Below are 23,412 nucleotides of genomic sequence, written 5' to 3'. Positions count from 1 at the left end.
AGCCCGTTCCGATCAGCGCAGTGGTGCTGCCAGCTCGGTCGCCAGGCCGATGCCGCGCGGATCGCTGGCCGACTGCACCTCGCCGGACTTCTTGTTCCACAGCAGCACCTGCTGGTTGCCGTAGGCACGACCGACATCCTTGAGCGTGTAGCCACGGCGCTGCAGGTCGGCTGCCTCGGCGGCGCTGAAGGCGCGCGGTTCGTGCTCGATCACGTCGGGCAGGAACTGGTGGTGGTAACGCGGCGAGGACACCCAGCGCTGCACCGGCTTGCCGTCCAGGTAATCCAGCATTGCCAGCAGCACCATGCTTGGAATCCGGCTGCCGCCGGGCGTGCCGAAGGCGGCCAGCTCCGTGGGGCTTTCGATGAAGCTGGGGCTCATGCTCGATAGCGGGCGCTTGCCGGCGGCCACTGCGTTGGCCTGGCTGCCCGCTAGCTGGTAGGCGTTGGCGCCGCTGACGTCGGTGGCGAAGTCGTCCATCTCGTCATTGAGCAGCACGCCGGTGCCGGGCACGGTGAAGGCCGCGCCGAAGGGCAGGTTGACCGATAGGGTGGCCGCAACCGCGTTGCCGTCGGCGTCCATGACCACGAAGTGGGTGGTGTGGTCGCCTTCGCGCCAGGCTGGTGCCGGCGGCAGGGAAGAGCTGGGTGTGGCGCGTTGCGGGTCGATACCGGCGGCAAGGCGCTTGAGATAGTCCGGCGCAAGCAGCTGGTTGACCGGGTTGGCGACGCGGTCCGGGTCGCCCAGCAGGCCACGGTCGCGATAGGCGCGGCGCAAGGCTTCGACAACGTAGTGGACGCGCTGCACCGGCTCGGCCTTCTGCCAGGGCAACTGCTGCAGCATGCCCAGGCTTTGCGCGAGGGCGACGCCGCCAGCGGAGGGCGGCGGAGCGCTGATCAGTTCCTTTCCATCGGCCAGCGGGTAGCGCAACGCCTGGCGTTCCACGGTGCGGTAGCTGGCGAGGTCTTCCAGGCTCCAGACGCCGCCGGCGGCGCGGACGCCCTCCACCAGCTTCTGCGCGGTTTCGCCTTCATAGAAGCCGATGCGGCCGTAGCGCGCCAGTTTCTCCAGGGTGTTGGCCAACTGCGGCTGGCGCATCAGGCTGTATTCCTCGGGCAGGTTGCCCTGGTCGAGGAAGATGCGCGCAGTCTCGCTGTCCTTGCGCATCGCGTCGAGGCGCCAGGAGGCGCGGTCGATGTAGACGTGGTCGATGGATACGCCATCGGTGGCCAGGCGGATGGCCGGCACGAGGTTGTTCGCCAGCGTCTTGCGGCCGTAGCGGCTGGTGATATCTGCCAGGGCGGCGGGCAGGCCGGGGATGCCGGCGGCCAGCGGCCCATTGAGCGACAGCTGCGGGTCGACCTTGCCGTTGCGCTCGTACATCCGCGCGTGGGCGGCCAGCGGGGCGCGCTCGCGGGCGTCGATGAAATGGTAGGTCGGAGGGCTGCCGGCCTTGCGCAGCAGGAAGAAACCGCCGCCGCCCAGACCCGAGCCATAGGGCTCGGCCACCGCCAGCGCGGCGGCGATGGCTACGGCGGCGTCGAAGGCATTACCGCCGTCGGCGAGGGTTTCCAGGCCCGCCACCGTGGCGGCGGGATGCGCCGTGGCGACGCTGGCCTGGGCCGGATGTTCCGCGGCGTGCAGGGCGAAACTCAGCAGCAGGAGGCTGCAGAAGCCGAGCAGGGAGGCGCGGGTGCGGGAATTCAACAGGGACATGGCATCTCACGAACCGCCGGCAGCGCCGGCTGGAAAACCAAACAGGGCGAAGGTGGAGGATAGACAATCCACAGCGCCGCAGGTTTGTGAGAACTCAATGAAAAAGTGTCGAAACGCGCGAAATCAAGCCTTGCCGGTGAGCTTCTTGTACTTCTCCATCAGCTCATCCTTGCTTTCGACGTGAGCCTCGTCGAGGGGAATGCAATCGACCGGGCAGACCTGCTGGCACTGCGGTTCGTCGTAGTGACCGACGCACTCGGTGCACAGGTTCGGGTCGATGACATAGATCTCCTCGCCCTGGGAGATCGCGGCATTGGGGCACTCGGGTTCGCAGACGTCGCAGTTGATGCAATCGTCAGTGATTTTCAGGGACATCGAACAACTCCAACCATGACGGCAGCCATGGCGATCGGTAGCAACAATGGTGAAATTGTGCCGTATCGGCGCGCGTAGTGCACGCAATCAGGGAGTCCGCTGACGGAAACCGCCATCCTTGGCGGCATGCGGCTCAGCGCTTGAAGCGCTCGGCCAGGGCGCTGGCCACCGCGGGATGGACGAATTTGGTGATGTCGCCGCCCAGCGCCGCGATCTCGCGCACCAGGGTGGAGGAGATGAAGGAGTACTTCTCCGATGGCGTGAGGAACATGCTTTCCAGGTCGGGTGCGAGCTGGCGGTTCATGTTGGCCAGCTGGAACTCGTACTCGAAATCCGACACCGCGCGCAGGCCACGCAGCAGGATGTTGGCGTTCTGCTCCTTGGCAAAATGGGCGAGCAGCGTGGAGAAGCCGACGACTTCTACATTGGGCAGGTGCGAGGTGACCTGGCGGGCCAGCTCGACGCGCTGTTCCAGCGGGAACAGGGGATTCTTCTTGGGGCTGGCGGCGACGGCAATGATCACCTGGTCGAACAGTCGCGAGGCGCGTTCGACCAGATCGGCATGGCCTTTGGTGATGGGGTCGAAGGTACCCGGGTACAACACTCGATTCATCGCGGCGTCCTGGTCGGCTCTTGTTGGCAGGCTGGTGCAATAGCGGGCGGATGGTAACGCAGCATGTCCGTGGGGCCAAGCGACCTTGGTAGTGCTTCTGTGAACGGACTACCTGAGATAACCGGCGAGAGACCGGTGAGTCACGCTCAGGCCGCGTGCCAGAGCCTGCGCGCGGATTTCATGGTGGAAAACCCTTGTAGGAGCGAGCTTGCTCGCGAACAGCGTCTCCCAGATGCTCCGGAGTTGGGCGGTTCGCGAGGCCGAATCCATTCCCTACGGATAACGGCATTCCCCACATCCCTGTGGGTCACAAGCTCGCTCCTACGTAGAGCCGTCGGGTGTGGGCGGTCGGAATCCTGTCAGGCCTTGCCCAGGCGCCTGGCCAGGGCGTCGGCCAGTTGTGCGGTGAGGCCGTAGACCGAGAGCTGCGGGTTGGCGCCGATGCTGGTGGGGAACAGCGAGCCGTCGTGGATCGACAGGTTCTCCAGCTGGTGGTGGCGGCCGAGGCTGTCGCACACCGACTGCTTGGCGTCCTCGCCCATGGCGCAGCCGCCCATCACGTGGGCGCTGCCCAGGCGGGTGCGGTAGAGCTCCAGGCTCAGGCCGTCGATCAGTTCGTGTGCCTCCTTGGCGCTTTTCACGTAGCCAGCGTCGGCGTGCAGCGGCAGCACGGCCTTGGCGCCGGCCGCGAACTGGATGTCGGCCATGGTGTGGAAGGCGCGGCGGATGCCGTCCCAGGTGTAGTCGGTCATCTGGTAGTCGAGCACCGGGGTGTCGTCGCCGCGCAGGCTGACCGAGCCCACTGCGCTGTCCGGATGGAAGCCGTCGCGCATCAGCGCCAGGATCACGTTGGTGTGCGGCAGCTGCTCCATGCGCAGGGCGTTGTCCTCGCCGAAGCGGCCGAGCAGGGTGGCGCTGAGCGCCGGCTGCAGCGGCGGTACTTCAAGCTTGTAGGACATGCGCCCGGTGGCGCCGTCGTCCCACTGGAAGTGGTCGGAATAGATGGACTGCGGCGCACCGTAGAAGGGGTTGATGACCTCGTCGAACAATGCGGCGCTGAAGTTCACCGTGTGCAGGAAGGTGCGCTGGCCGACGCGGCCGTTAGGGTCCGGTGCCTTGGAGCGCAGGAGGATCGCCGGGGTGTTGATGCCGCCGCCGGAAAGCACGTAGTGGCGCGCCTTGATGGTGATCTTGCGGCCGGTGGGGGCGACGCAGCGCTCGTCCATGGCCGAGCATTCCAGGCCGCTGACCTTGTTGCCGTCGTGCAGCAGGCGGTCGGCGCGGGCGAGGAACAGCAGCTCGCCGCCCTTTTCCAGGGTCGCCGGAATGGTGGTCACCAGCATCGATTGCTTGGCGTTTGTCGGGCAGCCCATGCCGCAGTAGCCGATGTTCCAGCAGCCACGGACGTTGCGCGGGATCACCTTCCAGTGCAGGCCGAGCTTCTCACAGCCGTTGCGGATCACATCGTTGTTGGCATTGGGCGGCATGATCCAGGGTGCCACGCCCAGGCGTTCTTCCATCTTGGCGAACCACGGCGCCATCTCGGCGACGCTGTGACCCTTCACTCCATGTTCCTTGGCCCAGTGTTCCAGGGTCGGCTCGGGGGTACGGAAGCTGGAGGTCCAGTTGACCAGGGTGGTGCCGCCCACGGCGCGGCCCTGGAGGATGGTGATGGCGCCGTCCTTGCTCATCCGGCCGATGCCTTCCTGGTACAGGCTGGGGTAGGCGTCGGCTTCCTGCATCTTGAAGTCGGTGCTGGTCTTGAGCGGGCCTTCTTCCACCAGCAACACCTTGTAGCCGGCGGCGCTGAGGGCTTCGGCAGTGGTGCCGCCGCCGGCGCCGGTACCGACGATCACGACGTCGGCTTCCAGGGTCAGGTCCTTGTCCAGGCGCGAGCCATTGTGGACTTTCCAGCCGCGGGCCAGGCCCTCGGCGAACAGATCGGGTACAGGCATCGGGAATCTCTCAGGCGAATTCTTGTTGTTCTGGCGGCATCAGATTTTCGGCGGGCCGGGGTAGCCGCAATGGCCCCAGGATTCCGGGCGGCTGTACCAGGCCATCATCACCAGTTGCAGCAGCGAGCTGTGGCCCATCTTGAGCAGGGAGATGAAGCTGTTCTGCCAGCGGTTCAGGAAGTTCTGCACGTCCTGCGCGCTGGCGTTGTCCCAGCTGCCCCAGATGCCAGTGAGCGGCCCGCGGGTGATCGGCAGGGCGAGCACGTCGAACAGCTGCACGGTGAGCTTGAGCATTTCCGGGCTGAGGTGGTTGAGGCTGTTGTCCAGGCTCTGGATGGTGCCTTTGACGGCTTCGGCCATGCGCTCGGCGGGTACGGCTCCGGCCAGCATCACTGGGATCAGCGCGCGCAGGAAGGGCAGGTCGGAATCGCGCAGCACGGCAAAGCCATTGGCCGGGGTGCTGGCGGAGCAGCCGCTGAGGCTGGCAGTGACGCCCGCCGTGGCGAGGAAGGCGCCGCCCAGCAGGCCGATCTTGAGCACGCCGCGCCGGGAGAGGCCCGGCGCGGTGAGGGAGGTGTCTGTCATTCTTATTGTTTCACCTGGTTGAAGGGCACCTGGGGTTGATAGGTCGCCGGTCAGCGGATGAACAGCTTGTAGACCAGCTTCTGCAGCGATTTACCGTAGGGCGGGTAGATCACCCGTGCAGCGTTGAAGCGCGGCTTGCTGAACACGCCCTTGGCCTTGGAGAAGGTCAGGAAGCCTTCGTGGCCGTGGTAGTGACCCATGCCGGACGGGCCGACGCCGCCGAAGGGCATGTCGTCCTGGGCCACGTGCAGCAGGGTGTCGTTCAGGCATACGCCGCCGGAGTGGGTCTGGGCCAGTACGTGGTCCTGCTCGCGCTTGTCGTAACCGAAGTAGTACAGCGCCAGCGGACGGTCACGCTCGTTGATGTAGCTGAGCGCCTGGTCGAGGTTCTGGTAGGGGATCACCGGCAGCAGGGGGCCGAAGATCTCTTCCTGCATGATCTTCATCTCGTCGGTCGCGTTCAGTACCAGTGCCTGCGGCAGGCGCCGGCCCTGCGCCTGCGGGAACAGCGGCACGACGGTGGCGCCGCGGGCCTGGGCATCGGCGAGGTAGCCGTTCAGGCGCGCCAACTGGCGCTCGTTGATGATCGCGGTGTAGTCCGGGTTGTTCTCCAGTTTCGGGAAGAAGCCCTGGACCACCTGGCGGTAGCTCTCGACGAACTCGTCGACGCGGTTCTGCGGCACCAGCACATAGTCCGGCGCCACGCAGGTCTGGCCGGCATTGAGCGACTTGCCGAAGGCGATGCGCTCAGCGGCGTCCTTCATCGGCACGCTGGCAGACACGATGGCCGGTGACTTGCCGCCCAACTCCAGGGTGACCGGGGTGAGGTTCTCGGCGGCGGCGCGCATCACGTGCTTGCCGACGCTGGTGGCGCCGGTGAACAGCAGATGGTCGAAGGGCAGCTTGGAGAAGGCCACGCCAACGTCGACTTCACCCTGCACCACGGCGACCAGGTCTTCGGGGAAGACCTTGCCCAGCAGCTCCTTGAGCACGCGGGCGGATTCCGGGGTGGATTCGCTCATCTTGATCATCACCCGGTTGCCGGCGGCGAGCGCCCCGGTCAGCGGGCCGATGGCGAGGAACAGCGGGTAGTTCCACGGCACGATCACGCCGACCACGCCCAGCGGCTGGTAGATGACCTTGGCCGAGGCCGGCATGAACTGCATGCCGACGCTGCGCCGGGACGGCTTCATCCACTTCTTCACGCGCTTGGCCGCGTAGTGCACGCCGTGCAGGCTGGGCATCACTTCGGCGAGCAGTGTCTCGTCGGCGGAGCGATTGCTGAAGTCGCTGTTGATCGCATCGATGATTGCCTTCTGCTCGGTCACCAGCAGATTGGCGAGGCTTTTCAGCCACTGGATGCGCTGGCCGGCATCGGGCATCGGGTTGGCGCGGTACGCCTGACGCTGGCGTTCGAGAAGGGTTTCCAGCTGGCTGATCTGCTGCTGGGTCTGCTGCAGGTAGGCGATATCGGCAACCATGACGGGCTCCTGACGGAAGCGGGTGGGGAAGCTCTCCGGAAATTCACGCAAGGAACTCGGATGCTTCGCGTTTTTATGCTGTCGCTGGTTTTTTAGAGCAATTGCTCTAGAGTGTCAATCAGCATGCCGTGTCCGCGCCGCCAGGCCCAGCCAACGAAAAGTTGGGCGCGCCCCAGGGTTGTGTCAGGTGGTAGCAATCGGTGTACCTTTGCGTCCGCGCAATTCGCTTCGATGAGTTTTGGCAATGGCACCACGCATCAACACCCGTGACCGTATCGCCCAGGCCAGCCTTGAGCTGTTCAATGCCCAGGGCGAGCGCAGCGTCACCACCAACCACATCGCCGCGCACCTGGGCATCTCGCCGGGCAACCTGTACTACCACTACCGCAACAAGCAGGTGATCATCGCCCAGCTGTTTGCCGAGTACGAAAGCCACGTCGACCAGTTCCTGCACCTGCCCGAGGGCCGCGCGCTGACGGTGGAGGACAAGACTTTCTACCTCGAAGCGCTGCTCGCCGCGATGTGGCACTACCGCTTCCTGCACCGCGATCTGGAGCACCTGCTGGACTCCGATCCGGAACTGGCCGCGGCCTACCGCGCCTTCGCCCGCCGGGCCATGGACAACGCCAAGGCCATCTATCGGGGCTTCGTAGACGCGGGCATCCTGCAGATGGACGAACCCCAGCTGGAGGCCCTGACCCTCAACGCCTGGATCATTCTCACCTCCTGGGTGCGCTACCTCTGCACCACGCGCGAGGTGGCCAGCGACCTCAGCGAAGCGTTGATGCGGCGCGGCATCTACCAGGTGCTGGCACTGGAAAGCGGGCACATCGCACCCCCCTTCCGCGAGGCGGTGGCGGCGGTGTTCGATCGGTTGTATGTGCCGCTGGAAGATTGATTCTTACAGCCAGGATGTCTCCGAGCGATTGCCTTTCCCTCACCCCAACCCTCTCCCGGAGGGTGAGGGGGGCAGATCCTGCCGGCTGATAGATTGGCTTCCCGTTGCGCCGAACGGTTCCCTCTCCCTCTGGGAGAGGGCTAGGGTGAGGGCCCTTGGCAAGGCGCTCCCGTTACGTAGGGCGGATAACGCGCCAGCGTTATCCGCCGATGTTCGGGCTGGAGGGTTACGCATCCACCTTGCGCGGCCCCGGTACCCGAGGTCGGCGCAGGGCGATGCCATGGCGCAGGAAGAACTCCTCCACACCCTCGGTGGCATCGGTGTAAAGCGTGCGGTCAGGGTGATCGGCAAGGAAACGCGCCATCAGTGCCAGGCCCGTCCCGCGCAATTGAAGCCTCGGCAGCACGGCGATCTCCGCCAGCCAGGTGGTCTGCGCCGTCTCGCTTTCCGCGCGCAATAGGCCGACTACCTGTTCACCGTCCAGGGCCAGCAGGAAGTAGCTGGAGTACTCGTAGAGATCGCGCAGCTCCGCGGTAGTGCCAGGAGAGCCCCAGCCCACGGCGCGGTAGAGCGCGGCGATAGAGGCGCACTGAGCGTTGCTCAGCGGCGGGTTCTGCAGGATCGTCAGCGGCGTGTCGTGCATGGCGGCGCTCCTTTCTGGCGTTTCCTTCCTGGTGCAGTTCCAGTCTGCCTCATTCCCGTTCTGCTGGGCTGATCCAGCGCAGTCAGGCTTCTCGTCGTTCGCGCAGCCACTGCGGGATGCGGCGTTCCAGATAATAGTCCGGACGTCCAGGTGATCCGCCGATGAAGCCGACATGGCCGCCATGGGGCAGCAGCTCCAGCTGCGTCGAAGCGGAGAGCTCGTCCAGTTGCGGCACGCTGTGGGCGTGGATGAACGGATCATCGCTGGACTGGATGATCAGCGTCGGCACGCGGATGCCGCCCAGGTAATAGCGGCTGGAGGCGCGGCGGTAGTAGTCGTGCACATCGGCGAAACCGTGCAGCGGCGCGGTCACCCGGTCATCGAAGTCCCAGAAGGTGCGCATGCCATCCAGCGGCCCGAGGCGCTCCAGCGCGGCGAGGTTTTCCGCGTGCCCGCCGGCGGCGAACGCCTGGCGCTTGGTCTGCACATAGGCCACCAGCTCGCGCATGAAGTGCGCCTGGTAGACCCTGGAAAAACCGATGCCGATACGGTCGGCGCACTGGTCCAGGCGGAAAGGCACCGACACCGCCACCGCGCCCTTCAGCGGGCAGCTGTCCGAGGCTTCGCCCAGGTACTTGAGCAGCACGTTGCCGCCCAGCGAATAACCCACCGCGTAAAGCGGCGCCATCGGCCGCTTGGCGCGGACGTGGGCGACCACCGAGGCGAGGTCTTCGCTGACGCCTGAGTGATAGCCGCGCGGCAGCAGGTTCGACTCGCCCGAGCAGCCGCGCCAGTTCAGCGCGACACTGGCCCAACCCTGCGCGGCGAGTTGCTGCTGCACGCCGAGGATGTAATGCGACGACGACGAGCCGGTGAGCCCATGCAGCGCCAGCACCAGCGGAGCTTCCGCCTCGTGCGGGCCGTGCCAGTCGAGGTCGATGAAATCACCATCGTCCAGCCACAGGCGCTCGCGGGTGCGCGCAAGACTGGGCAACTGGCGTGCGAGCGAGCCATACAGGGTTTGCAGGTGCGGGCCGGGTAGCCACCAGGCGGGTTTGAACGGGGAGGGTATAGTCATCACGGATCGAATGGGGTCGACGAGCTGTGATAGTAACGCCAAGTCGGTCATGTAATGGATGCCTTGTGCATCCGTTGCCAAGGAAACCACGCAAAGGAGGGGATGGTATGTGGAAGAGTGTCGCGGCGCTGAGCCTGGTGCTTTGGCTGGCCGCGTGCGGCGAGCCGGTGCCGCAGGAGCATCGCTCATACGTTGGCTTGTGGACTTCGCCGGAGATGAGCCTGCTGGTCACGGCCGACGGCCGCGTTGCCTACAAGCGAGTGTCCGGCAGCACCTCGAAATCCATCGAGGCGCCGATCAAGCGCTACGAAGCCGACGGTTTCACCGTTGGGTTCGGCCCGTTCGACACGCACTTCAAGGTCTCCAAGCCGCCCTACCAGGACGGCAACCAATGGAAGATGGTGGTCGACGGCGTTGAGCTGGTGCGCAGCGGCACCGTCGATGTGGGCAAGTCGATCTGAGGGCGATGCCCGCAACAACCGCCACGCGGTCGAGCCGGGAAGGCCGACCGATTCAACCGACATGAGGATAGTCACGTATGTTCAGCCGATGGGTGTTCCTGTCCGCTCTTGCGTTTGCCGTACCGTCATTTGCCTGGGCCGAGGGCGCAACGTCCGAGTTCAGCGATGAGCCGCCCAAGGCCGAGCAGGGCGACGAGCGCGGCGAGGAGCTGTTTGCCGAGTTCACCCGGCTTCACCAGGCCGCCGAGACCGGCGAGCCGCAGGCGCTGTTCGAGTTCGGCGCCTACTTCTACCAGCAGCAGAACTACGCTGGTGCGCGCAAATGGTGGGGCAAGGCTGCCGAAGCGGGCTTGGCCCGTGCGCAGATCCAACTGGCCATGCTCTATCGCGAAGGCGACGGCGGCCCCAAGGACAAGGCCGAAGCGGCGCGCTGGTTCCGCAAGGCCGCGGAGCAGGGCGACGCCGGTGCCCAGAACGAGATGGGTGTCCTCTACTGGAGCGGCGAAGGCGTCGACAAGGACCGAGTCAAGGCCGGCACCTGGTTCGAGCGCGCGGCCGAGGCCGGTAGCGAAGACGCAGAGATGAACCTTGGGGCGTTCTACCTTGATGACCCCCAGGTAGCATTCGACGCCGCTTCCGAGGAAGAGGCCGCGCTGCAGGATCGTTATGCGGCCAGCCGCGAAAAGGCCTTCCAGTGGTTCTGCAAGGCCGCGACCCGAGGCGATGCCAGTGCCCAGTTCAAGGTGGGTGAGGCCTACTGGAATGGCTCCGGTGCAGGCATGAACAAGCTGCAGGCGCGGCTCTGGCTGGAAAAGGCCGCACAGCAGCAGGATGCGGACGCAATCGCCTGGCTGAAGACCGAGGAGGAAACGGCCTGGTATACGCGTCTGGAAAACTGGACGTATGCGGCGCTGAATGGAGAGCTTTCCGGGGTGGCGGACTGTTCCGGCGCTGCTGATCGCCGGCACGCCAACCGAGGTGTTGAAGAGGTGTCACCGGAGCCGGAGGCGGTAGAGGCCAGCGCCGTGGATGCAGCGCAGGCGGCGGAACCGGTGAGCCAATAAGGCTCGCTACCAGCCGAACTCGTCGGCCAGGTCCTCTGCGCGGTGGGCGTCGTCCAGCAGCTTTGCCAGCTCATCGATCAGTTTGCGGCGGTAGATCGGGTTGACGCTGTAATCCTCCGCGAAGATGTCCTCGCCCGCGCTGCGCCAGACGCGGGCGAAGGTGGTGAGGCAGGCGGTCATCTGCCACAGATCATCGAACACCGGCGCGGGGTCCCAGGGGCCCCCGTGTTGGTCGAAGAGGATTCGCCCGGTGGAGCACTCCAGGATGAAGGGGGCGGCGCCCTGGTCCGCCACCACGATCCAGTCATCGCTCCAACCCGCCAGCCGCTCGCCGGTCAGGCCGTGCCAGCGATAGCCGGCCTGCTGTTTCCAGACTCGCGCGAGTGAGGGGATGAAGAACGGGTTACCGGCCGTCTCCAGTGTGCAGTCGCACGGGCCGATTTCGCGATAGAAGCGCGCCAGTTCAGCCGGCAGGGCAATGTCGCCGGCCCAATCGCTGGCGGGCTGTTCGAAACAGCGCTCGTCCAGTGCCAGCAGTTGTTCGCGGAGGGCGTCCGGCATTCGTCAGCCTTCCCGTTGCCACAGCGCGTAATGCACCGTGCCCGCCTTCTTCTCCCGGTGCAGTCGCCAGTTGCCCGGCAGGCCGAGGCTGGAGGGCACCGCTTCGCTTTCGGTGTAGACCCAGGCGTCCTTGGCCAGCCAGCCGCGCTCTTCCAGCAGGCGGCAGGTGTTCTGCAGCAGGTCCTGGTGGAAGGGCGGGTCGAGGAAGACCAGGTCGAAGGTCTGGGATGCGGGGGCATCGAGGTAGCGCAGCGAGTCGCTCATCAACAGCTGGCCATTGCCGCACTTGAGCGTGTCGAGGGTGCTGCGCAGGGCGGCCACGGCTTCGCCGTTGGTGTCCAGCGCGAGCGCCGAACTGGCGCCGCGGGACAGGGCTTCGAGGAACAGCGCGCCGCTGCCGGCGAACGGGTCGAGTACGCGGGCGCCGGGGACGTAAGCCGCCAGCCAGTTGAACAGGGTTTCGCGCACCCGGTCGGGCGTCGGGCGCAGGCCCGGGCCGTCGGGGAAGGCGAAGCGCCGGCTGCGCCACTCGCCGCCGATGATGCGCAGCTGGCCCTGGCCGCCGTGGGGCTTCTGTGCAGCGCGCGGGGCGCCGCCGGGTCGTTTGCTCATCAGTGCTCCGGTACGCCGGCAGGTTGCGCGGCGGGCTTGTCGGTGGGCGGCGGCAGCGGTTGCTGCGGCACGGTGGGGCCGGCGGTGACGATGACGAAGGCGTCCGGGTCGAGGTGACGGCGCATGGCCTCCTTCACCTGTTCCACGCTCAGGCCCTGGACCTGGCTGAGGAAGGTCTCCAGGTAATCCAGTGGCAGGTTGTAGAAGCCGATGGCGCCCAACTGGCCAACGATATCGGCGTTGCTCGCGGTGGACAGCGGGAAGCTGCCGGCCAGCTCGCGCTTGGCGTCATCCAGTTCCTTCTGCGTCGGACCCTTGTCGAGGTAGTCACGAACGATGTCCTGCACCAGCTTGAGGGTGCCTTCGCTCATCTCTGCGCGGGTCTGCAGGCCGATGGTGAAGGGCCCGCGCGACTGCATGCCGGTGAAGCCGGAGTAGACGCCGTAGGTCAGGCCGCGCTTCTCGCGCACCTGGTCCATCAGGCGGGTGCCGAAGCCGCCGCCGCCGAGGATCTGGTTGCCCAGGTAGAGCGCGGCGTAGTCCGGGTCGCTACGGGTGATGCCCAGTTGCGCCAGCATCAGTTGGGTCTGTTTGGACGGGAACTCGATATGAGTGACACCAGCCTTGGGCGTCTGCGGCTCGCCCGGCGCCGGCAGGGCGGGGCCCTTGGGCAGCGACTTGGATACGCTGCCGGCGATGGCTTCGGCCTGCTCGCGGGTCAGGTCGCCGACCAGCGCGATGACCACGTTGCCGGCGGCGTAGGCTTTCTGGTGGAAGGCGCGCAGCTGGGCGACGCTGATCTTCGGTACCGACTTTTCGTTGCCGTCGCTGGAGTGGGCGTAAGGGTGGTCGCCGTAGAGCCGCTTGAACAGCTCCAGGCCCGCCAGCTTGCCGGGGTTCTGCTTCTGGTACTCGAAGCCGGCCATGACCTGGTTCTTGATGCGCGCCAGGGCGTCCTCGGGGAAGGTCGGCTGGCCGATCACCTGGTCGAACAGCGCCAGCGCCGCGTCGCGCTTGGTCGGCTCGCTCAGGCTGCGCAGGCCGGCTACGGCCATGTCGCGGTAGGAACCGTTGCTGAAGTTGGCGCCCAGGTCGTCGAAGCCGGCGGCGATGGTGCTGGTGTCCTTGCCGGGCACGCCTTCGTTGAGCATGGCGTTGGTCAGCATGGCCAGGCCGTAGCTGTCGCCGTCCTGGCTGCTGCCGGCGGCGAAGGTCAGGCGCAGGTCGAACATCGGCAGCTCATGGGCTTCGACGAAGAGCACGCGGGCGCCTTCGGCGGTCTGCCATTGCTGGATGTTCAGCTTGCGGTGGCTGGGCGCCTTGCCGGCAGCTTCGGCCAGCGATTGCAGGCCGGTGGGCGCGGCATTCTCGGCGGCAGCCGGCTGAGCGGGTGTGGGCGCCGAAGCGGCCGCTTCGGGCGCGGCGACGGGGCGGGAAACGAACAGTACCAGTCCGGCGATCAGCGCGAGGACGATCAGCCCGACCAGGCCGTAGCGCAGGCCATTGCGTTCACTCATGGCGCGGTTCCTTGTCGGTGGCGACTTCCGGCAGGACCTGGGCAAGGGTCAGGCGGGAGCGGGTGAAGTAGGTGCGGGCGGCTTTCTGGATGTCGTCGGCGGTGACGGCCTGGATGGCTTCCAGGTCCTTGTCCGCCAGGCGCCAGCCGAGGCCGACGCTTTCCAGCTCGCCGATGGTGCTGGCCTGCCCGGCAATGGAGTCGCGCTCGTAGACCAGTCCGGCGATAACCTGGGCGCGCACGCGCTCCAGCTCTTCCTTGCTCGGCGGGTTCTGCTTGAGATCTTCCAGTTGCTTCCACAGGGCGGCCTCGACCTGGTCCAGGGTCTTGCCGGTCTGCACGTTGGGCGTGGCCGAGAGGAAGAACAGGCCGTCGCCGCGGGAGAAGGCGTCGTAGGAGGCCGAGGCGCCGGCGACGATTTCCTCGCCGCGCTCCAGGCGGGCGGCCAGGCGCGCGCTGTAGCCGCCGTCGAGGATCGCCGAGATCAAGCGCAGGGCGTTGATCTGTTTCGAGTCGTCGCTGCTGCCCAGGGTTGGCACGTTGAAGCCCATGATCAGGCTGGGCAGCTGAGTGCGCACGTGCAGTTTGAGCCGACGTTCGCCCGGCTCGGCCAGCTCCAGCGGCTTGCGCGCGGCAGGCAGGTCACGCTTGGGGATCTCGCCGAAATACTTCTCGGCCAGTGCCTTCACCTCGTCGCCTGTAACGTCACCGACCACCACCAGGGTGGCGTTGTTCGGCGCGTACCAGGCCTGGTACCAGTGGCGCAGGTCGTCGATGGTCATGCGCTGCAGGTCGGCCATCCAGCCGATGGTCGGCGTGCGGTAGCCGCTGGCGGGGTAAGCGGCAGCCTTGAAGCGCTCGAAGGCCAGCGCGCTGGGCTTGTCCTCGGTGCGCAGGCGGCGTTCTTCCTTGATCACCTCGATCTCGCTCTTGAACTGATCGGCCGGCAGGGCGAGGTGCGCCATGCGGTCGGCTTCCAGCTCCAGCGCTACCGGCAGGCGATCGCGGGCCAGCACCTGGTAATAGGCGGTGTAGTCGTCGGTGGTGAAGGCGTTCTCTTCGGCGCCCAGGTCGCGCAGCACCAGCGACGCCTGGCCGGGGCCGAGCTTGCGGCTGCCCTTGAACATCATGTGCTCCAGGGCGTGGGACAGGCCGGTGAGGCCGGGCGTCTCGTAGCTGGAGCCGACCTTGTACCAGAGCTGGGAGACCACCACGGGGGCGCGGTGGTCCTCGCGGACGACGACTTTCAGGCCGTTGTCCAGGGTGTATTCGTGGGTGGGCTGTGGTTCCGCGGCGCTCGCCATCAGCGGCAGCAACAGGGAACCGAGCAGCAGGCCGGCGTGGCGGCGTGCAAGGGTTTTCATCGTGGACTGAACCTTTCGGGCTGTCCGCGGGGTCTATGCAGGCTGGCGGCCAGCCTCTTAACCCCGGCGGGCGAGGAGATGCTAGGATACCCATCCGTTTTCCGGGCGGCCACGTTCAGGGCTTCTCAAAGCTGTATCGAGGCTTTTTGCTGCCTCTATTTCGTGGCGTCCCTTAGAGATTCGATCCCTACATGTTTGGTTCCAACGACGACAAGAAGGCCCCGCCAGCCGGGGAGAAGAAGGGTCTGTTCGGCTGGTGGCGCAAGAAGCCCCAGGCCGAGGAACAACCCGCCGCCGAAGCCGAGCAGCCGGTAGAACAACCGGTCGCCGAGCAGCCCGTTGCCGCCCCCGAACAGGCTCCCGCCGCCCAGGCCGAGCCGGCCGCCCCGCGCGCCGAGCTGGCACCGGAGCCGACGCCCGAACCGACGCCCGAGCCGATAGTCGACGTGGTACCGGCCAGCGTGCCGGTCGAGCCGCTGGCGCAACCCGAGCCGCAGCCCACTGCGCAGCCGGTCATTGCCGAGGCGCCTCAGCCCGCTGCCCAGCCAGTTGTCCCCGTCGAGCAGGTGCCTGTCGCCGCGCCCGCTCAGCCCGAAGCCGTTGCCGAAGCGCCCGTCGTAGTCGCCCAGCCGGAACCCGAGCCCGCTCCGCAACCTGAACCCGAACCGCAGGCCAAGCCCGCTGTCGCCGAGCCCTCCAAGCTGGGCTTCTTCGCCCGCCTCAAGCAGGGGCTATCGAAGACCAGCGCCAGCCTCGGCGAAGGCATGGCCAGCCTGTTCCTGGGCAAGAAGGCCATCGACGACGACCTGCTCGACGAGATCGAGACCCGCCTGCTGACCGCCGACGTCGGCGTCGAGGCCACCACCACCATCGTGCAGAACCTGACCAAACGCGTGGCGCGCAAGGAACTGGCCGACAGCGAAGCACTGTACAAGGCCCTGCAGGAAGAGCTGGCCAGCCTGCTGCGCCCCGTCGAGCAGCCGCTGACCATTACCGGCGAAAAGCAGCCCTACGTGATCCTCGTGGTCGGCGTGAACGGCGTCGGCAAGACCACCACCATCGGCAAGCTGGCGAAGAAACTACAGCTGGATGGCAAGAAGGTCATGCTGGCCGCCGGCGACACCTTCCGCGCCGCCGCCGTCGAACAGCTGCAGGTCTGGGGCGAGCGTAACAACATTGCCGTGATCGCCCAGCACACCGGCGCGGACTCCGCCTCGGTGATCTTCGACGCCGTGCAGGCCGCCAAGGCCCGTGGTGCGGACGTGTTGATCGCCGATACCGCCGGTCGCCTGCACACCAAGGACAACCTGATGGAAGAGCTGAAGAAGGTGCGCCGCGTGATCGGCAAGCTGGACGAGACGGCTCCCCACGAAGTCCTGCTGGTGCTCGATGCTGGCACCGGGCAGAACGCCATCAACCAGGCCAAGCAGTTCAACAACGCCGTGGAGCTCACCGGCCTGGCCCTGACCAAACTGGACGGCACCGCCAAAGGCGGGGTGATCTTCGCCCTGGCCAAGCAGTTCGGCCTGCCGATCCGCTACATCGGTGTCGGCGAAGGAATCGACGATCTTCGAACCTTCGAGGCCGACGCTTTCGTCCGTGCACTCTTCGAGACCCGGGAAATCGCATGATCCGTTTCGAGCAGGTTGGCAAACGCTATCCCAACGGCCATGTCGGCCTGCACGAGATTTCGTTCCGCGTGCCGCGCGGCGAGATCATGTTCGTCACCGGCCACTCCGGCGCGGGCAAGAGCACCCTGCTGCGCCTCATCCTGGCGATGGAGCGGCCAACTTCCGGCAAGCTGCTGCTGGGCGGGCAGGATGTCTCGCGCATCTCCACCGCGCAGATTCCCTTCCTCCGTCGGCAGATCGGCGTGGTGTTCCAGAACCACCAGTTGCTCGACGATCGCAGCGTGTTCGAGAACGTTGCCCTGCCGATGCAGATCCTCGGCCTGCCCAAGGCGGACATCGCCTACCGCGTCGAAGCGGCGCTGGACCGGGTGAACCTGAAGGAGAAGGCCGAGGACCGTCCGTCCGACCTCTCCACCGGCCAGCAACAGCGTGTCGGCATCGCCCGCGCGGTGGTGCACCGTCCGGCCCTGCTGCTCGCCGACGAACCCACCGGTAACCTCGACCCGCGCCTCGCCTCGGAAATCATGTCCGTGTTCGAAGACATCAACCGCCTGGGCACCACCGTGCTGATTGCCAGCCACGACCTGGCGCTGATCGCGCGCATGCGCCACCGGATGATCACCCTGCAGCGCGGCCGCATCATCGCCGACCGTGAGGAGAACGCCTGATGAGCGCCAATGACCTGCCCCGCGGCGACGAAGAAGGCACCCCGACGCGCAACACGCGTGAGCGCCCGGACGACAACGAACACCAGGATCACAGCGCCTCCCTCTCGGCCTACGCGGAAAACCACCGCGCTAGCCTGATGGACAGCCTGCATCGCCTGGTCAGCCACCCCTTCGGCAGCTTCTTCACCTGCCTGGTGATGGGTATCACCCTGAGCCTGCCCATGGGCCTGTCGCTGCTACTGAACAATGTCGAGCGCCTCGGTGGCTCCTGGCAGCGCGCCGCGCAGATCTCCCTGTTCCTCGACCTCAAGGCCAGCGAGGCTCAGGGCCAGGACCTGCGCGAGCAGATCGAGAAAATGCCCGATGTGATCGAGGCGCAGCTGATCAGCCGCGACGATGCGCTGAAGGAGTTGCAGGAGCAGTCCGGCCTCGGCGAGGCGTTGAAGGAGCTGCCTGACAACCCGCTGCCGGCGGTGATCTCGGTGACGCCCAAGCAGATCGACAAGGCCCAGCTGGATGCCTTGCGTCAAAGGTTGTCGGAGCTGCCCGGTGTACAACAGGCGCAGCTGGATCTGGTCTGGGTCGAGCGGCTGTCGGCGATCCTCAAGCTGGGCGACCGCTTCGTCTTCGGCCTGACCATCCTGCTGGTGCTGACGCTCTTGCTGGTGATCGGCAACACCATCCGCCTGCACATCGAAAACCGCCGTAACGAAATCGAAGTCATCAAGCTGGTCGGCGGGACGGACGGCTATGTGCGCCGCCCCTTCCTCTATATGGGCGCGCTCTACGGCCTGGGCGCGGGCATCCTGTCCTGGGCCCTGCTGGCCTTCGGCCTGGACTGGCTGAACAGCTCCGTGGTCAACCTGGCCGGGCTGTACGGCAGTGATTTCGGCCTGGCGGGCGTACCGGTCGACGACGGCCTGTCGCTTACCGTGGGCGCTGTGCTGCTGGGCTGGATCGGCGCCTGGCTGGCCGTGGCGCGCCACCTGCGTGAGTTGGCGCCGCGCTGAAACCCCCTGATTTTGCTGGGGTTAAGTGGGTGTAAAGGAACTTTTACACCCGCTTGCAGTCAGATTTCGCAGTGCTACACTGCGCGAGTTTCGTGAATCGGAGGATTCGCATGACCACTTCTCTGCAACCTGTTTATGCCCTGGCTCCCGGTGCGAACCTGGAAGCCTATGTGCACTCGGTGAACAGCATTCCGCTGCTGACGCCGGAGCAGGAGCGCGAACTGGCCGAACGCCTCTTCTACCAGCAAGATCTGGAAGCGGCACGGCAAATGGTTCTGGCGCACCTGCGCTTTGTTGTGCACATCGCCCGGAGTTATTCCGGGTACGGCCTGGCCCAGGCCGATCTGATCCAGGAAGGCAACGTCGGCCTGATGAAGGCCGTGAAGCGCTTCAACCCGGAAATGGGTGTGCGCCTGGTGTCGTTCGCCGTGCACTGGATCAAGGCGGAAATCCATGAGTTCATCCTGCGCAACTGGCGGATCGTGAAAGTCGCGACCACCAAGGCGCAGCGCAAGCTGTTCTTCAATCTGCGCAGCCAGAAGAAGAAACTGGCCTGGTTGAGCAACGACGAAGTGCACCGCGTCGCGGAAACCCTCGGTGTCGAGGCCCGCGAAGTCCGCGAGATGGAAAGCCGTCTCACCGGACAGGACATGGCCTTCGACCCGGCGGCGGATGCCGACGATGAGAGCGCCTACCAGTCCCCGGCGCATTATCTGGAAGACCATCGCTACGACCCGGCGCGCCAGCTGGAGGAAGCGGACTGGAGCGACAGCTCCACCGCCAGCCTGCACGAGGCGCTGGAGGGCCTGGACGAGCGCAGCCGCGACATCCTCTACCAGCGTTGGCTGGCCGAGGAGAAGGCGACGCTGCACGACCTGGCGGCCAAGTACAACGTGTCCGCCGAGCGGATTCGTCAGCTGGAAAAGAACGCGATGAACAAGCTCAAGGGTCGCATCGAAGCCTGATCGGCTTCGACGCGCCCTGCGAGTCGCGAACCGCACCCTGGTGCGGTTTTTTTCTGTCCGTTTGTCTGTGTCTGGAGAGCCCCATGCCGCGCCTGCGTCCCGTCCACGGGATGTTCTTCCTGGTCATCGCCCTGTTGGCTTTCGGCCTGGGTACCTGGGTTGCCCGTACTTCGGCGCCGCCCAAACCGCCGCAGTGGTTCAACGACTGGAAGGAAAAGGTCTTCGAGCCGCTGGCCGACGACAAGCTGACTCTGAATGATCTGCAGGGCCAGCAGGCGGGCGAGCTCTGGCTGACTGCCAGCCAGGATGGCCCGCAGTTGCATTATCGCGGCAGGCTGGTGACGGACGAGGGGCCATGGCACGTCGAGGCTGAGCTGGCGCTGAGCGACGCCGAGCATGCCAGCCTGGCCAAGGCCACCGGCATGCAGCCGACCAGCAAGGACCAGCCGCTGAGTGCCGAGCTGATGGGCCAGCTGGGCAACAAGCCGGTTTCCGAGTTGGCGCTGGCGCCGCAGGAAGACCTGGCGGTCGGGCCCCTGGCGGTGAGCCTGGGCGACCCGCGCCTGCGTCTGCAGGTGGATGGCGGCGAGGCCTGGGTCTATCCGGAGAAGGGCATGACCCTGCTGCACCGCGACGGCACCCTGCAGTGGGTGCGTGTGGTGCCGCGCAATACGTTCAAGGCTGGCGAGGCGCCCTAGCGCTTGTTCGTATTCTATTGGTCAGGGGCGGAGCAAAACGCCCCTCTCCCTGAAGGGAGAGGGGACTGCCCGGCACCAGCTCCAGGTCCTGAGCACTCCTGAAGCAACAGGGGTGAACGAAAAGAAGGCACCGCGCAGAGCTGCTCCCTCTCCCTTCAGGGAGAGGGCTGGGGAGAGGGAACGCCCAGCGCCGATGTTTCCACGCCAAAGTCCTTACAGCCGCTGCAGGTACTCGCTACCCAACTGCCACATCTGCTGGCGAATCCACGAGGCGCGCTGGCGCACGTAGGGGCCGGGTTTTCCGGCGCTCCACTTGCGCGGGTTGGGCAGCACGGCGGCCAGCAGGCTGGCCTGTTGCTGCGACAGGCGCTTGGCGTCGACGCCGAAGTGATGCTGCGCAGCGGCCTGGGCGCCAAATACGCCGGCATCCCATTCGACGCTGTTGAGGTAAACCTCAAGAATCCGCTGCTTGGACCAGAAGGTCTCGATCAGCAGGGTGAACCAGGCCTCGAAGCCTTTGCGTACCCAGCTGCGGCCGGTCCAGAGGAAGACGTTCTTCGCCACCTGCTGGCTGATCGTGCTACCGCCGCGCACCTTGCCGCCCTGCTCGTTGTGCGCCAGGGCCTTCTGGATGGCGGGAAGATCGAAGCCGTGGTGTTCGGCGAACTTCTGGTCCTCGCCGGCGATCACCGCGAGCTTGAGGCTGTCCGGCAGTTCGTCCCAGGAACGCCAGCTGCGCTGCAGGTCGATGGGTTTGCCGTTGAACCAGGATTCGACCTTGCGCTCGACCATCACCATGGTTCCGGGCGGCGGCACCCAGCGCAGGAGGATGACCAGCGCCACGCTGACGGCGACGAACCAGAGCGCAATCTTGAGCAGGCGGCGGAGCAGCTTGGGCATTCGAGGCTTTGCCTGGGCGGATGAGCGGGCCATTATAGCGGCACTCACCTGCCTGGAGCTGTCCCATGCTGCGTACTTTCCTGATGCTCGCCGCGTTCTTCGGTTTCACCGGGGTCGCCCTGGGCGCCTTCGCCGCCCACGGCCTGAAGAGCAGGCTCACGCCCGAGTACCTGGCGGTGTTCCAGACCGGCGTGCACTACCAGATGCTGCACGCGCTGGCGCTGTTCGGCGTGGCGCTGCTTACCGCGCACATCGGGGGCACCCTCATCAGCCTCGCCGGCTGGGCTTTCACCGTCGGCATTCTGCTGTTCTCCGGGAGCCTTTACCTGTTGACCCTGGCGGGCTTGAGCGTGGGCATCATCACACCGATCGGCGGCCTGTTCTTCCTCATCGGCTGGGCGCTGCTGCTGGTCGCGGCCTTCCAGCTGGGTTGACCCGAGCGTCAGAAAAGCCCGAGTGCGACGCCCGGATACCTTGGTCATCCGCCGTGATCGGGCTAGAATGCCGACCCCTCCAGCAACGACCGTCCCGCCCATGCGTATTCAGTTGAATGGCGAACCTTTCGAGCTGCCCGACGGCCACAGCGTCGCCAACCTGCTCGAGCGTCTCGACCTCACCGGCAAGCGTGTCGCGGTCGAGCTCAACCAGGACATCGTGCCGCGCAGCCAGCACGCCGCCACCGCCCTGAGCGAAGGCGACCAGGTAGAAGTGGTGCATGCCATCGGTGGCGGCTAGTCCCCGCTACCCCAGACTTTCAGGCCCCGCCCGCCTTCCTTTTCGTCAGGAGTGATCCGATGAGCCAAGCATCTTCCAACCTGCCGGTCGACAAGCCCTTTACCCTGGCTGGTCGTACCTACAATTCGCGCCTGCTGGTCGGCACCGGCAAGTACAAGGATCTCGAAGAGACCCGCGTCGCCATCGAGGCCTCGGGCGCCGAGATCGTCACTGTCGCCGTGCGCCGCACCAACATCGGCCAGAACCCGGGCGAGCCCAACCTGCTGGACGTGATTCCGCCGGATCGCTACACCATCCTGCCGAACACCGCCGGCTGCTACGACGCCGTCGAAGCCGTGCGCACCTGCCGCCTGGCCCGTGAGCTGCTGGATGGCCACAACCTGGTCAAGCTGGAAGTCCTGGCTGACCAGAAGACCCTCTTCCCCAACGTCGTGGAAACCCTCAAGGCCGCCGAAGTGCTGGTCAAGGACGGCTTCGACGTCATGGTGTACACCAGCGACGACCCGATCATCGCGCGCCAGCTGGCCGAGATCGGCTGCATCGCGGTGATGCCGCTGGCCGGCCTGATCGGCTCGGGCCTGGGCATCTGCAACCCGTACAACCTGCGCATCATCCTCGAAGAAGCGACCGTTCCGGTGCTGGTGGATGCCGGCGTGGGCACTGCCTCCGACGCCACCATCGCCATGGAGCTGGGCTGTGAGGCCGTGTTGATGAACACTGCCATCGCTCACGCGCAGAACCCGGTGATGATGGCCGAAGCCATGAAGCACGCCATCGTCGCTGGCCGCCTGGCCTACCTGGCTGGCCGCATGCCGCGCAAGCTGTATGCGAGCGCGTCGTCGCCGATGACGGGTCTGATCAACTAACGACCTGCTGCGCGTCGGCGGAACGTCGTTGAAAAGTGGTTCGGGATGCTCATTTACTGCGTGTAAACTCCGCTCCCGCCCCACTTTTCGCCTAGTTCCGCTCTAGCTCGCGAGATCGTTGGCAGGCATTTAATAGACACCGACACGCGGGCCGGTTTGCCATGGACAGTCGCAGCCGGCCCGCGTGTGCAATTACCCGCAAGGTCCGAGTCATGAGTGACATTCCCGAGAATCAGTCCGAGAACCAGCCCGACGCCGAAAACCGGCCGATGCGCGCCATCAAGAGCTTCGTGATGCGTGCCGGTCGTATGACTGAAGGCCAGCAGCGCGGCCTTGATCAGGGCTGGCCGAAGTTCGGCCTGGAACTGGCCGACGGCGCGCGGGACTTCGACCAGGTATTCGGGCGCCAGGCGCCGCGCACCTTCGAGATCGGCTTTGGCATGGGGCACGCGACCCTGGAGATGGCCGCGGCCGCGCCGGAGCAGGACTTCATTGGTGTGGAAGTGCACCGTCCGGGTGTTGGCGCCCTGCTCAACGGCATGCTGACCCAGGACCTGACCAACATCCGCGTCTACAGCTGCGATGCCATCGAGGTACTGCGCGACTGCGTGGCCGATGCCAGCCTCGACCGCCTGCTGCTGTTCTTCCCGGACCCGTGGCACAAGTCGCGCCACCACAAGCGTCGCATCGTACAGCCAGCCTGGGCCGAGCTGGTGCGGCAGAAGCTGAAGGTCGGTGGCGTGCTGCACATGGCCACCGACTGGGAGCAATACGCCGAGCACATGCTGGAAGTGATGAATGCCGCACCCGGCTACCGCAACCTTTCGGCCGATAATACCTACGTGCCGCGCCCGGACGAGCGCCCGGTCACCAAGTTCGAACGTCGCGGGGAGCGACTCGGCCATGGTGTCTGGGACCTGAAGTTTGAGCGCGTTGACTGAAGGTACGGAAAAGGCCTGCACAGCAGGCCTTTTTCACGCACGAACACCCTACAGACCGGGACCACCCGGCAGGCCC

General features: G+C 66.0%; 25 protein-coding genes. 12 read left to right on the top strand and 13 right to left on the bottom strand.

Going from position 1 to position 23,412, the window contains the following annotated elements:
* Positions 1–12 precede the first annotated feature (12 nt).
* From ggt to AC2T4A_RS02755, 6 genes are all read right to left on the bottom strand, one after another.
* Positions 13–1,716: a gamma-glutamyltransferase gene (ggt, locus tag AC2T4A_RS02780; RefSeq protein ID WP_486742671.1), complete on the bottom strand. Its 1,704-nt coding sequence runs from the start codon at positions 1,714–1,716 to the stop codon at positions 13–15.
* 123 nt (positions 1,717–1,839) lie between these two features.
* A complete protein-coding gene (locus AC2T4A_RS02775) occupies positions 1,840–2,091 on the bottom strand; it encodes a YfhL family 4Fe-4S dicluster ferredoxin (protein WP_138519727.1) in 252 nt (83 codons plus the stop codon).
* A 133-nt stretch (positions 2,092–2,224) separates the two neighbouring features.
* Positions 2,225–2,704, bottom strand: coding sequence for a pantetheine-phosphate adenylyltransferase (gene coaD, locus AC2T4A_RS02770; protein ID WP_024767001.1), 480 nt, complete (start codon positions 2,702–2,704; stop codon positions 2,225–2,227).
* Positions 2,705–3,063: 359 nt separating this feature from the next.
* Positions 3,064–4,659 carry a GMC family oxidoreductase gene (locus tag AC2T4A_RS02765; protein ID WP_478378328.1) on the bottom strand — a complete coding sequence of 532 codons (1,596 nt, stop codon included), beginning with the start codon at positions 4,657–4,659 and terminating at the stop codon, positions 3,064–3,066.
* A 39-nt stretch (positions 4,660–4,698) separates the two neighbouring features.
* The gene (locus AC2T4A_RS02760) at positions 4,699–5,244 is read right to left on the bottom strand and encodes a twin-arginine translocation pathway signal protein (protein WP_478378327.1); all 546 of its coding nucleotides are present in this window, start codon (positions 5,242–5,244) and stop codon (positions 4,699–4,701) included.
* A 50-nt stretch (positions 5,245–5,294) separates the two neighbouring features.
* Positions 5,295–6,725, bottom strand: coding sequence for a coniferyl aldehyde dehydrogenase (locus tag AC2T4A_RS02755; RefSeq protein WP_486742670.1), 1,431 nt, complete (start codon positions 6,723–6,725; stop codon positions 5,295–5,297).
* Positions 6,726–6,969: 244 nt separating this feature from the next.
* Between AC2T4A_RS02755 and AC2T4A_RS02750 the strand changes: the two genes are divergently transcribed.
* A complete protein-coding gene (locus AC2T4A_RS02750; RefSeq protein WP_416743599.1) occupies positions 6,970–7,623 on the top strand; it encodes a TetR/AcrR family transcriptional regulator in 654 nt (217 codons plus the stop codon).
* Between the two features lie 226 nt (positions 7,624–7,849).
* Here the strand turns inward: AC2T4A_RS02750 and AC2T4A_RS02745 are convergent, their stop codons facing one another.
* Complete coding sequence (locus tag AC2T4A_RS02745) at positions 7,850–8,266, bottom strand: GNAT family N-acetyltransferase (RefSeq protein WP_416743597.1); 417 nt, start codon at positions 8,264–8,266, stop codon at positions 7,850–7,852.
* Positions 8,267–8,348: 82 nt separating this feature from the next.
* Complete coding sequence (locus AC2T4A_RS02740) at positions 8,349–9,344, bottom strand: hydrolase (protein ID WP_416743596.1); 996 nt, start codon at positions 9,342–9,344, stop codon at positions 8,349–8,351.
* 107 nt (positions 9,345–9,451) lie between these two features.
* Between AC2T4A_RS02740 and AC2T4A_RS02735 the strand changes: the two genes are divergently transcribed.
* Entirely contained in the window at positions 9,452–9,805 is a 354-nt protein-coding gene (locus AC2T4A_RS02735; protein WP_416743595.1) for a hypothetical protein, read from the top strand.
* Positions 9,806–9,882: 77 nt separating this feature from the next.
* On the top strand, positions 9,883–10,869 hold the full coding sequence (locus tag AC2T4A_RS02730; protein ID WP_486742669.1) for a tetratricopeptide repeat protein: 987 nt from the start codon (positions 9,883–9,885) through the stop codon (positions 10,867–10,869).
* Between the two features lie 6 nt (positions 10,870–10,875).
* Here the strand turns inward: AC2T4A_RS02730 and AC2T4A_RS02725 are convergent, their stop codons facing one another.
* The 4 genes from AC2T4A_RS02725 to AC2T4A_RS02710 are packed head-to-tail and all read right to left on the bottom strand — an operon-like array spanning position 10,876 to position 14,922.
* A complete protein-coding gene (locus AC2T4A_RS02725; RefSeq protein ID WP_486742668.1) occupies positions 10,876–11,430 on the bottom strand; it encodes a hypothetical protein in 555 nt (184 codons plus the stop codon).
* Positions 11,431–11,433: 3 nt separating this feature from the next.
* Positions 11,434–12,042 (bottom strand): 16S rRNA (guanine(966)-N(2))-methyltransferase RsmD, encoded by a 609-nt coding sequence (gene rsmD / locus AC2T4A_RS02720; protein ID WP_478378322.1) that lies wholly within the window; start codon positions 12,040–12,042, stop codon positions 11,434–11,436.
* Entirely contained in the window at positions 12,042–13,559 is a 1,518-nt protein-coding gene (locus tag AC2T4A_RS02715) for a M16 family metallopeptidase (RefSeq protein ID WP_486742667.1), read from the bottom strand. The genes rsmD and AC2T4A_RS02715 overlap by 1 nt, the downstream gene beginning before the upstream one ends.
* Positions 13,552–14,922, bottom strand: coding sequence for a M16 family metallopeptidase (locus tag AC2T4A_RS02710; protein WP_478378320.1), 1,371 nt, complete (start codon positions 14,920–14,922; stop codon positions 13,552–13,554). The genes AC2T4A_RS02715 and AC2T4A_RS02710 overlap by 8 nt, the downstream gene beginning before the upstream one ends.
* Before the next feature lie 191 nt (positions 14,923–15,113).
* Between AC2T4A_RS02710 and ftsY the strand changes: the two genes are divergently transcribed.
* The 5 genes from ftsY to AC2T4A_RS02685 all read left to right on the top strand — a co-directional run bounded on the left by ftsY (position 15,114) and on the right by AC2T4A_RS02685 (position 19,894).
* The gene (gene ftsY / locus AC2T4A_RS02705; protein ID WP_486742666.1) at positions 15,114–16,553 is read left to right on the top strand and encodes a signal recognition particle-docking protein FtsY; all 1,440 of its coding nucleotides are present in this window, start codon (positions 15,114–15,116) and stop codon (positions 16,551–16,553) included.
* The gene (ftsE, locus tag AC2T4A_RS02700; protein ID WP_017520095.1) at positions 16,550–17,221 is read left to right on the top strand and encodes a cell division ATP-binding protein FtsE; all 672 of its coding nucleotides are present in this window, start codon (positions 16,550–16,552) and stop codon (positions 17,219–17,221) included. Before ftsY ends, ftsE begins: the two co-directional genes overlap by 4 nt.
* Positions 17,221–18,231, top strand: coding sequence for a permease-like cell division protein FtsX (ftsX, locus tag AC2T4A_RS02695; protein WP_024766774.1), 1,011 nt, complete (start codon positions 17,221–17,223; stop codon positions 18,229–18,231). Before ftsE ends, ftsX begins: the two co-directional genes overlap by 1 nt.
* A 110-nt stretch (positions 18,232–18,341) precedes the next feature.
* Positions 18,342–19,196 carry an RNA polymerase sigma factor RpoH gene (gene rpoH / locus AC2T4A_RS02690; RefSeq protein WP_024766773.1) on the top strand — a complete coding sequence of 285 codons (855 nt, stop codon included), beginning with the start codon at positions 18,342–18,344 and terminating at the stop codon, positions 19,194–19,196.
* A gap of 83 nt (positions 19,197–19,279) precedes the next feature.
* The gene (locus tag AC2T4A_RS02685; RefSeq protein WP_416743585.1) at positions 19,280–19,894 is read left to right on the top strand and encodes a hypothetical protein; all 615 of its coding nucleotides are present in this window, start codon (positions 19,280–19,282) and stop codon (positions 19,892–19,894) included.
* Positions 19,895–20,107: 213 nt separating this feature from the next.
* Here AC2T4A_RS02685 and mtgA read toward each other — a convergent pair whose 3' ends face one another.
* Positions 20,108–20,827, bottom strand: coding sequence for a monofunctional biosynthetic peptidoglycan transglycosylase (gene mtgA, locus AC2T4A_RS02680; RefSeq protein WP_416743584.1), 720 nt, complete (start codon positions 20,825–20,827; stop codon positions 20,108–20,110).
* Between the two features lie 32 nt (positions 20,828–20,859).
* Between mtgA and AC2T4A_RS02675 the strand changes: the two genes are divergently transcribed.
* The 4 genes from AC2T4A_RS02675 to trmB all read left to right on the top strand — a co-directional run bounded on the left by AC2T4A_RS02675 (position 20,860) and on the right by trmB (position 23,336).
* On the top strand, positions 20,860–21,228 hold the full coding sequence (locus AC2T4A_RS02675) for a DUF423 domain-containing protein (protein WP_486742665.1): 369 nt from the start codon (positions 20,860–20,862) through the stop codon (positions 21,226–21,228).
* A gap of 100 nt (positions 21,229–21,328) precedes the next feature.
* Positions 21,329–21,529, top strand: coding sequence for a sulfur carrier protein ThiS (thiS, locus tag AC2T4A_RS02670; RefSeq protein WP_017520101.1), 201 nt, complete (start codon positions 21,329–21,331; stop codon positions 21,527–21,529).
* Between the two features lie 59 nt (positions 21,530–21,588).
* The gene (locus tag AC2T4A_RS02665) at positions 21,589–22,395 is read left to right on the top strand and encodes a thiazole synthase (RefSeq protein WP_037013526.1); all 807 of its coding nucleotides are present in this window, start codon (positions 21,589–21,591) and stop codon (positions 22,393–22,395) included.
* A gap of 269 nt (positions 22,396–22,664) precedes the next feature.
* Positions 22,665–23,336: a tRNA (guanosine(46)-N7)-methyltransferase TrmB gene (trmB, locus tag AC2T4A_RS02660; RefSeq protein ID WP_416744368.1), complete on the top strand. Its 672-nt coding sequence runs from the start codon at positions 22,665–22,667 to the stop codon at positions 23,334–23,336.
* Positions 23,337–23,412 lie beyond the last annotated feature (76 nt).

The sequence above is a fragment of the Pseudomonas sp. PVC-3-1 genome, assembly GCF_057444315.1.
Note: the sequence above shows the minus strand (reverse complement) of the source record. Positions and strands in the feature narration are given on the sequence as shown.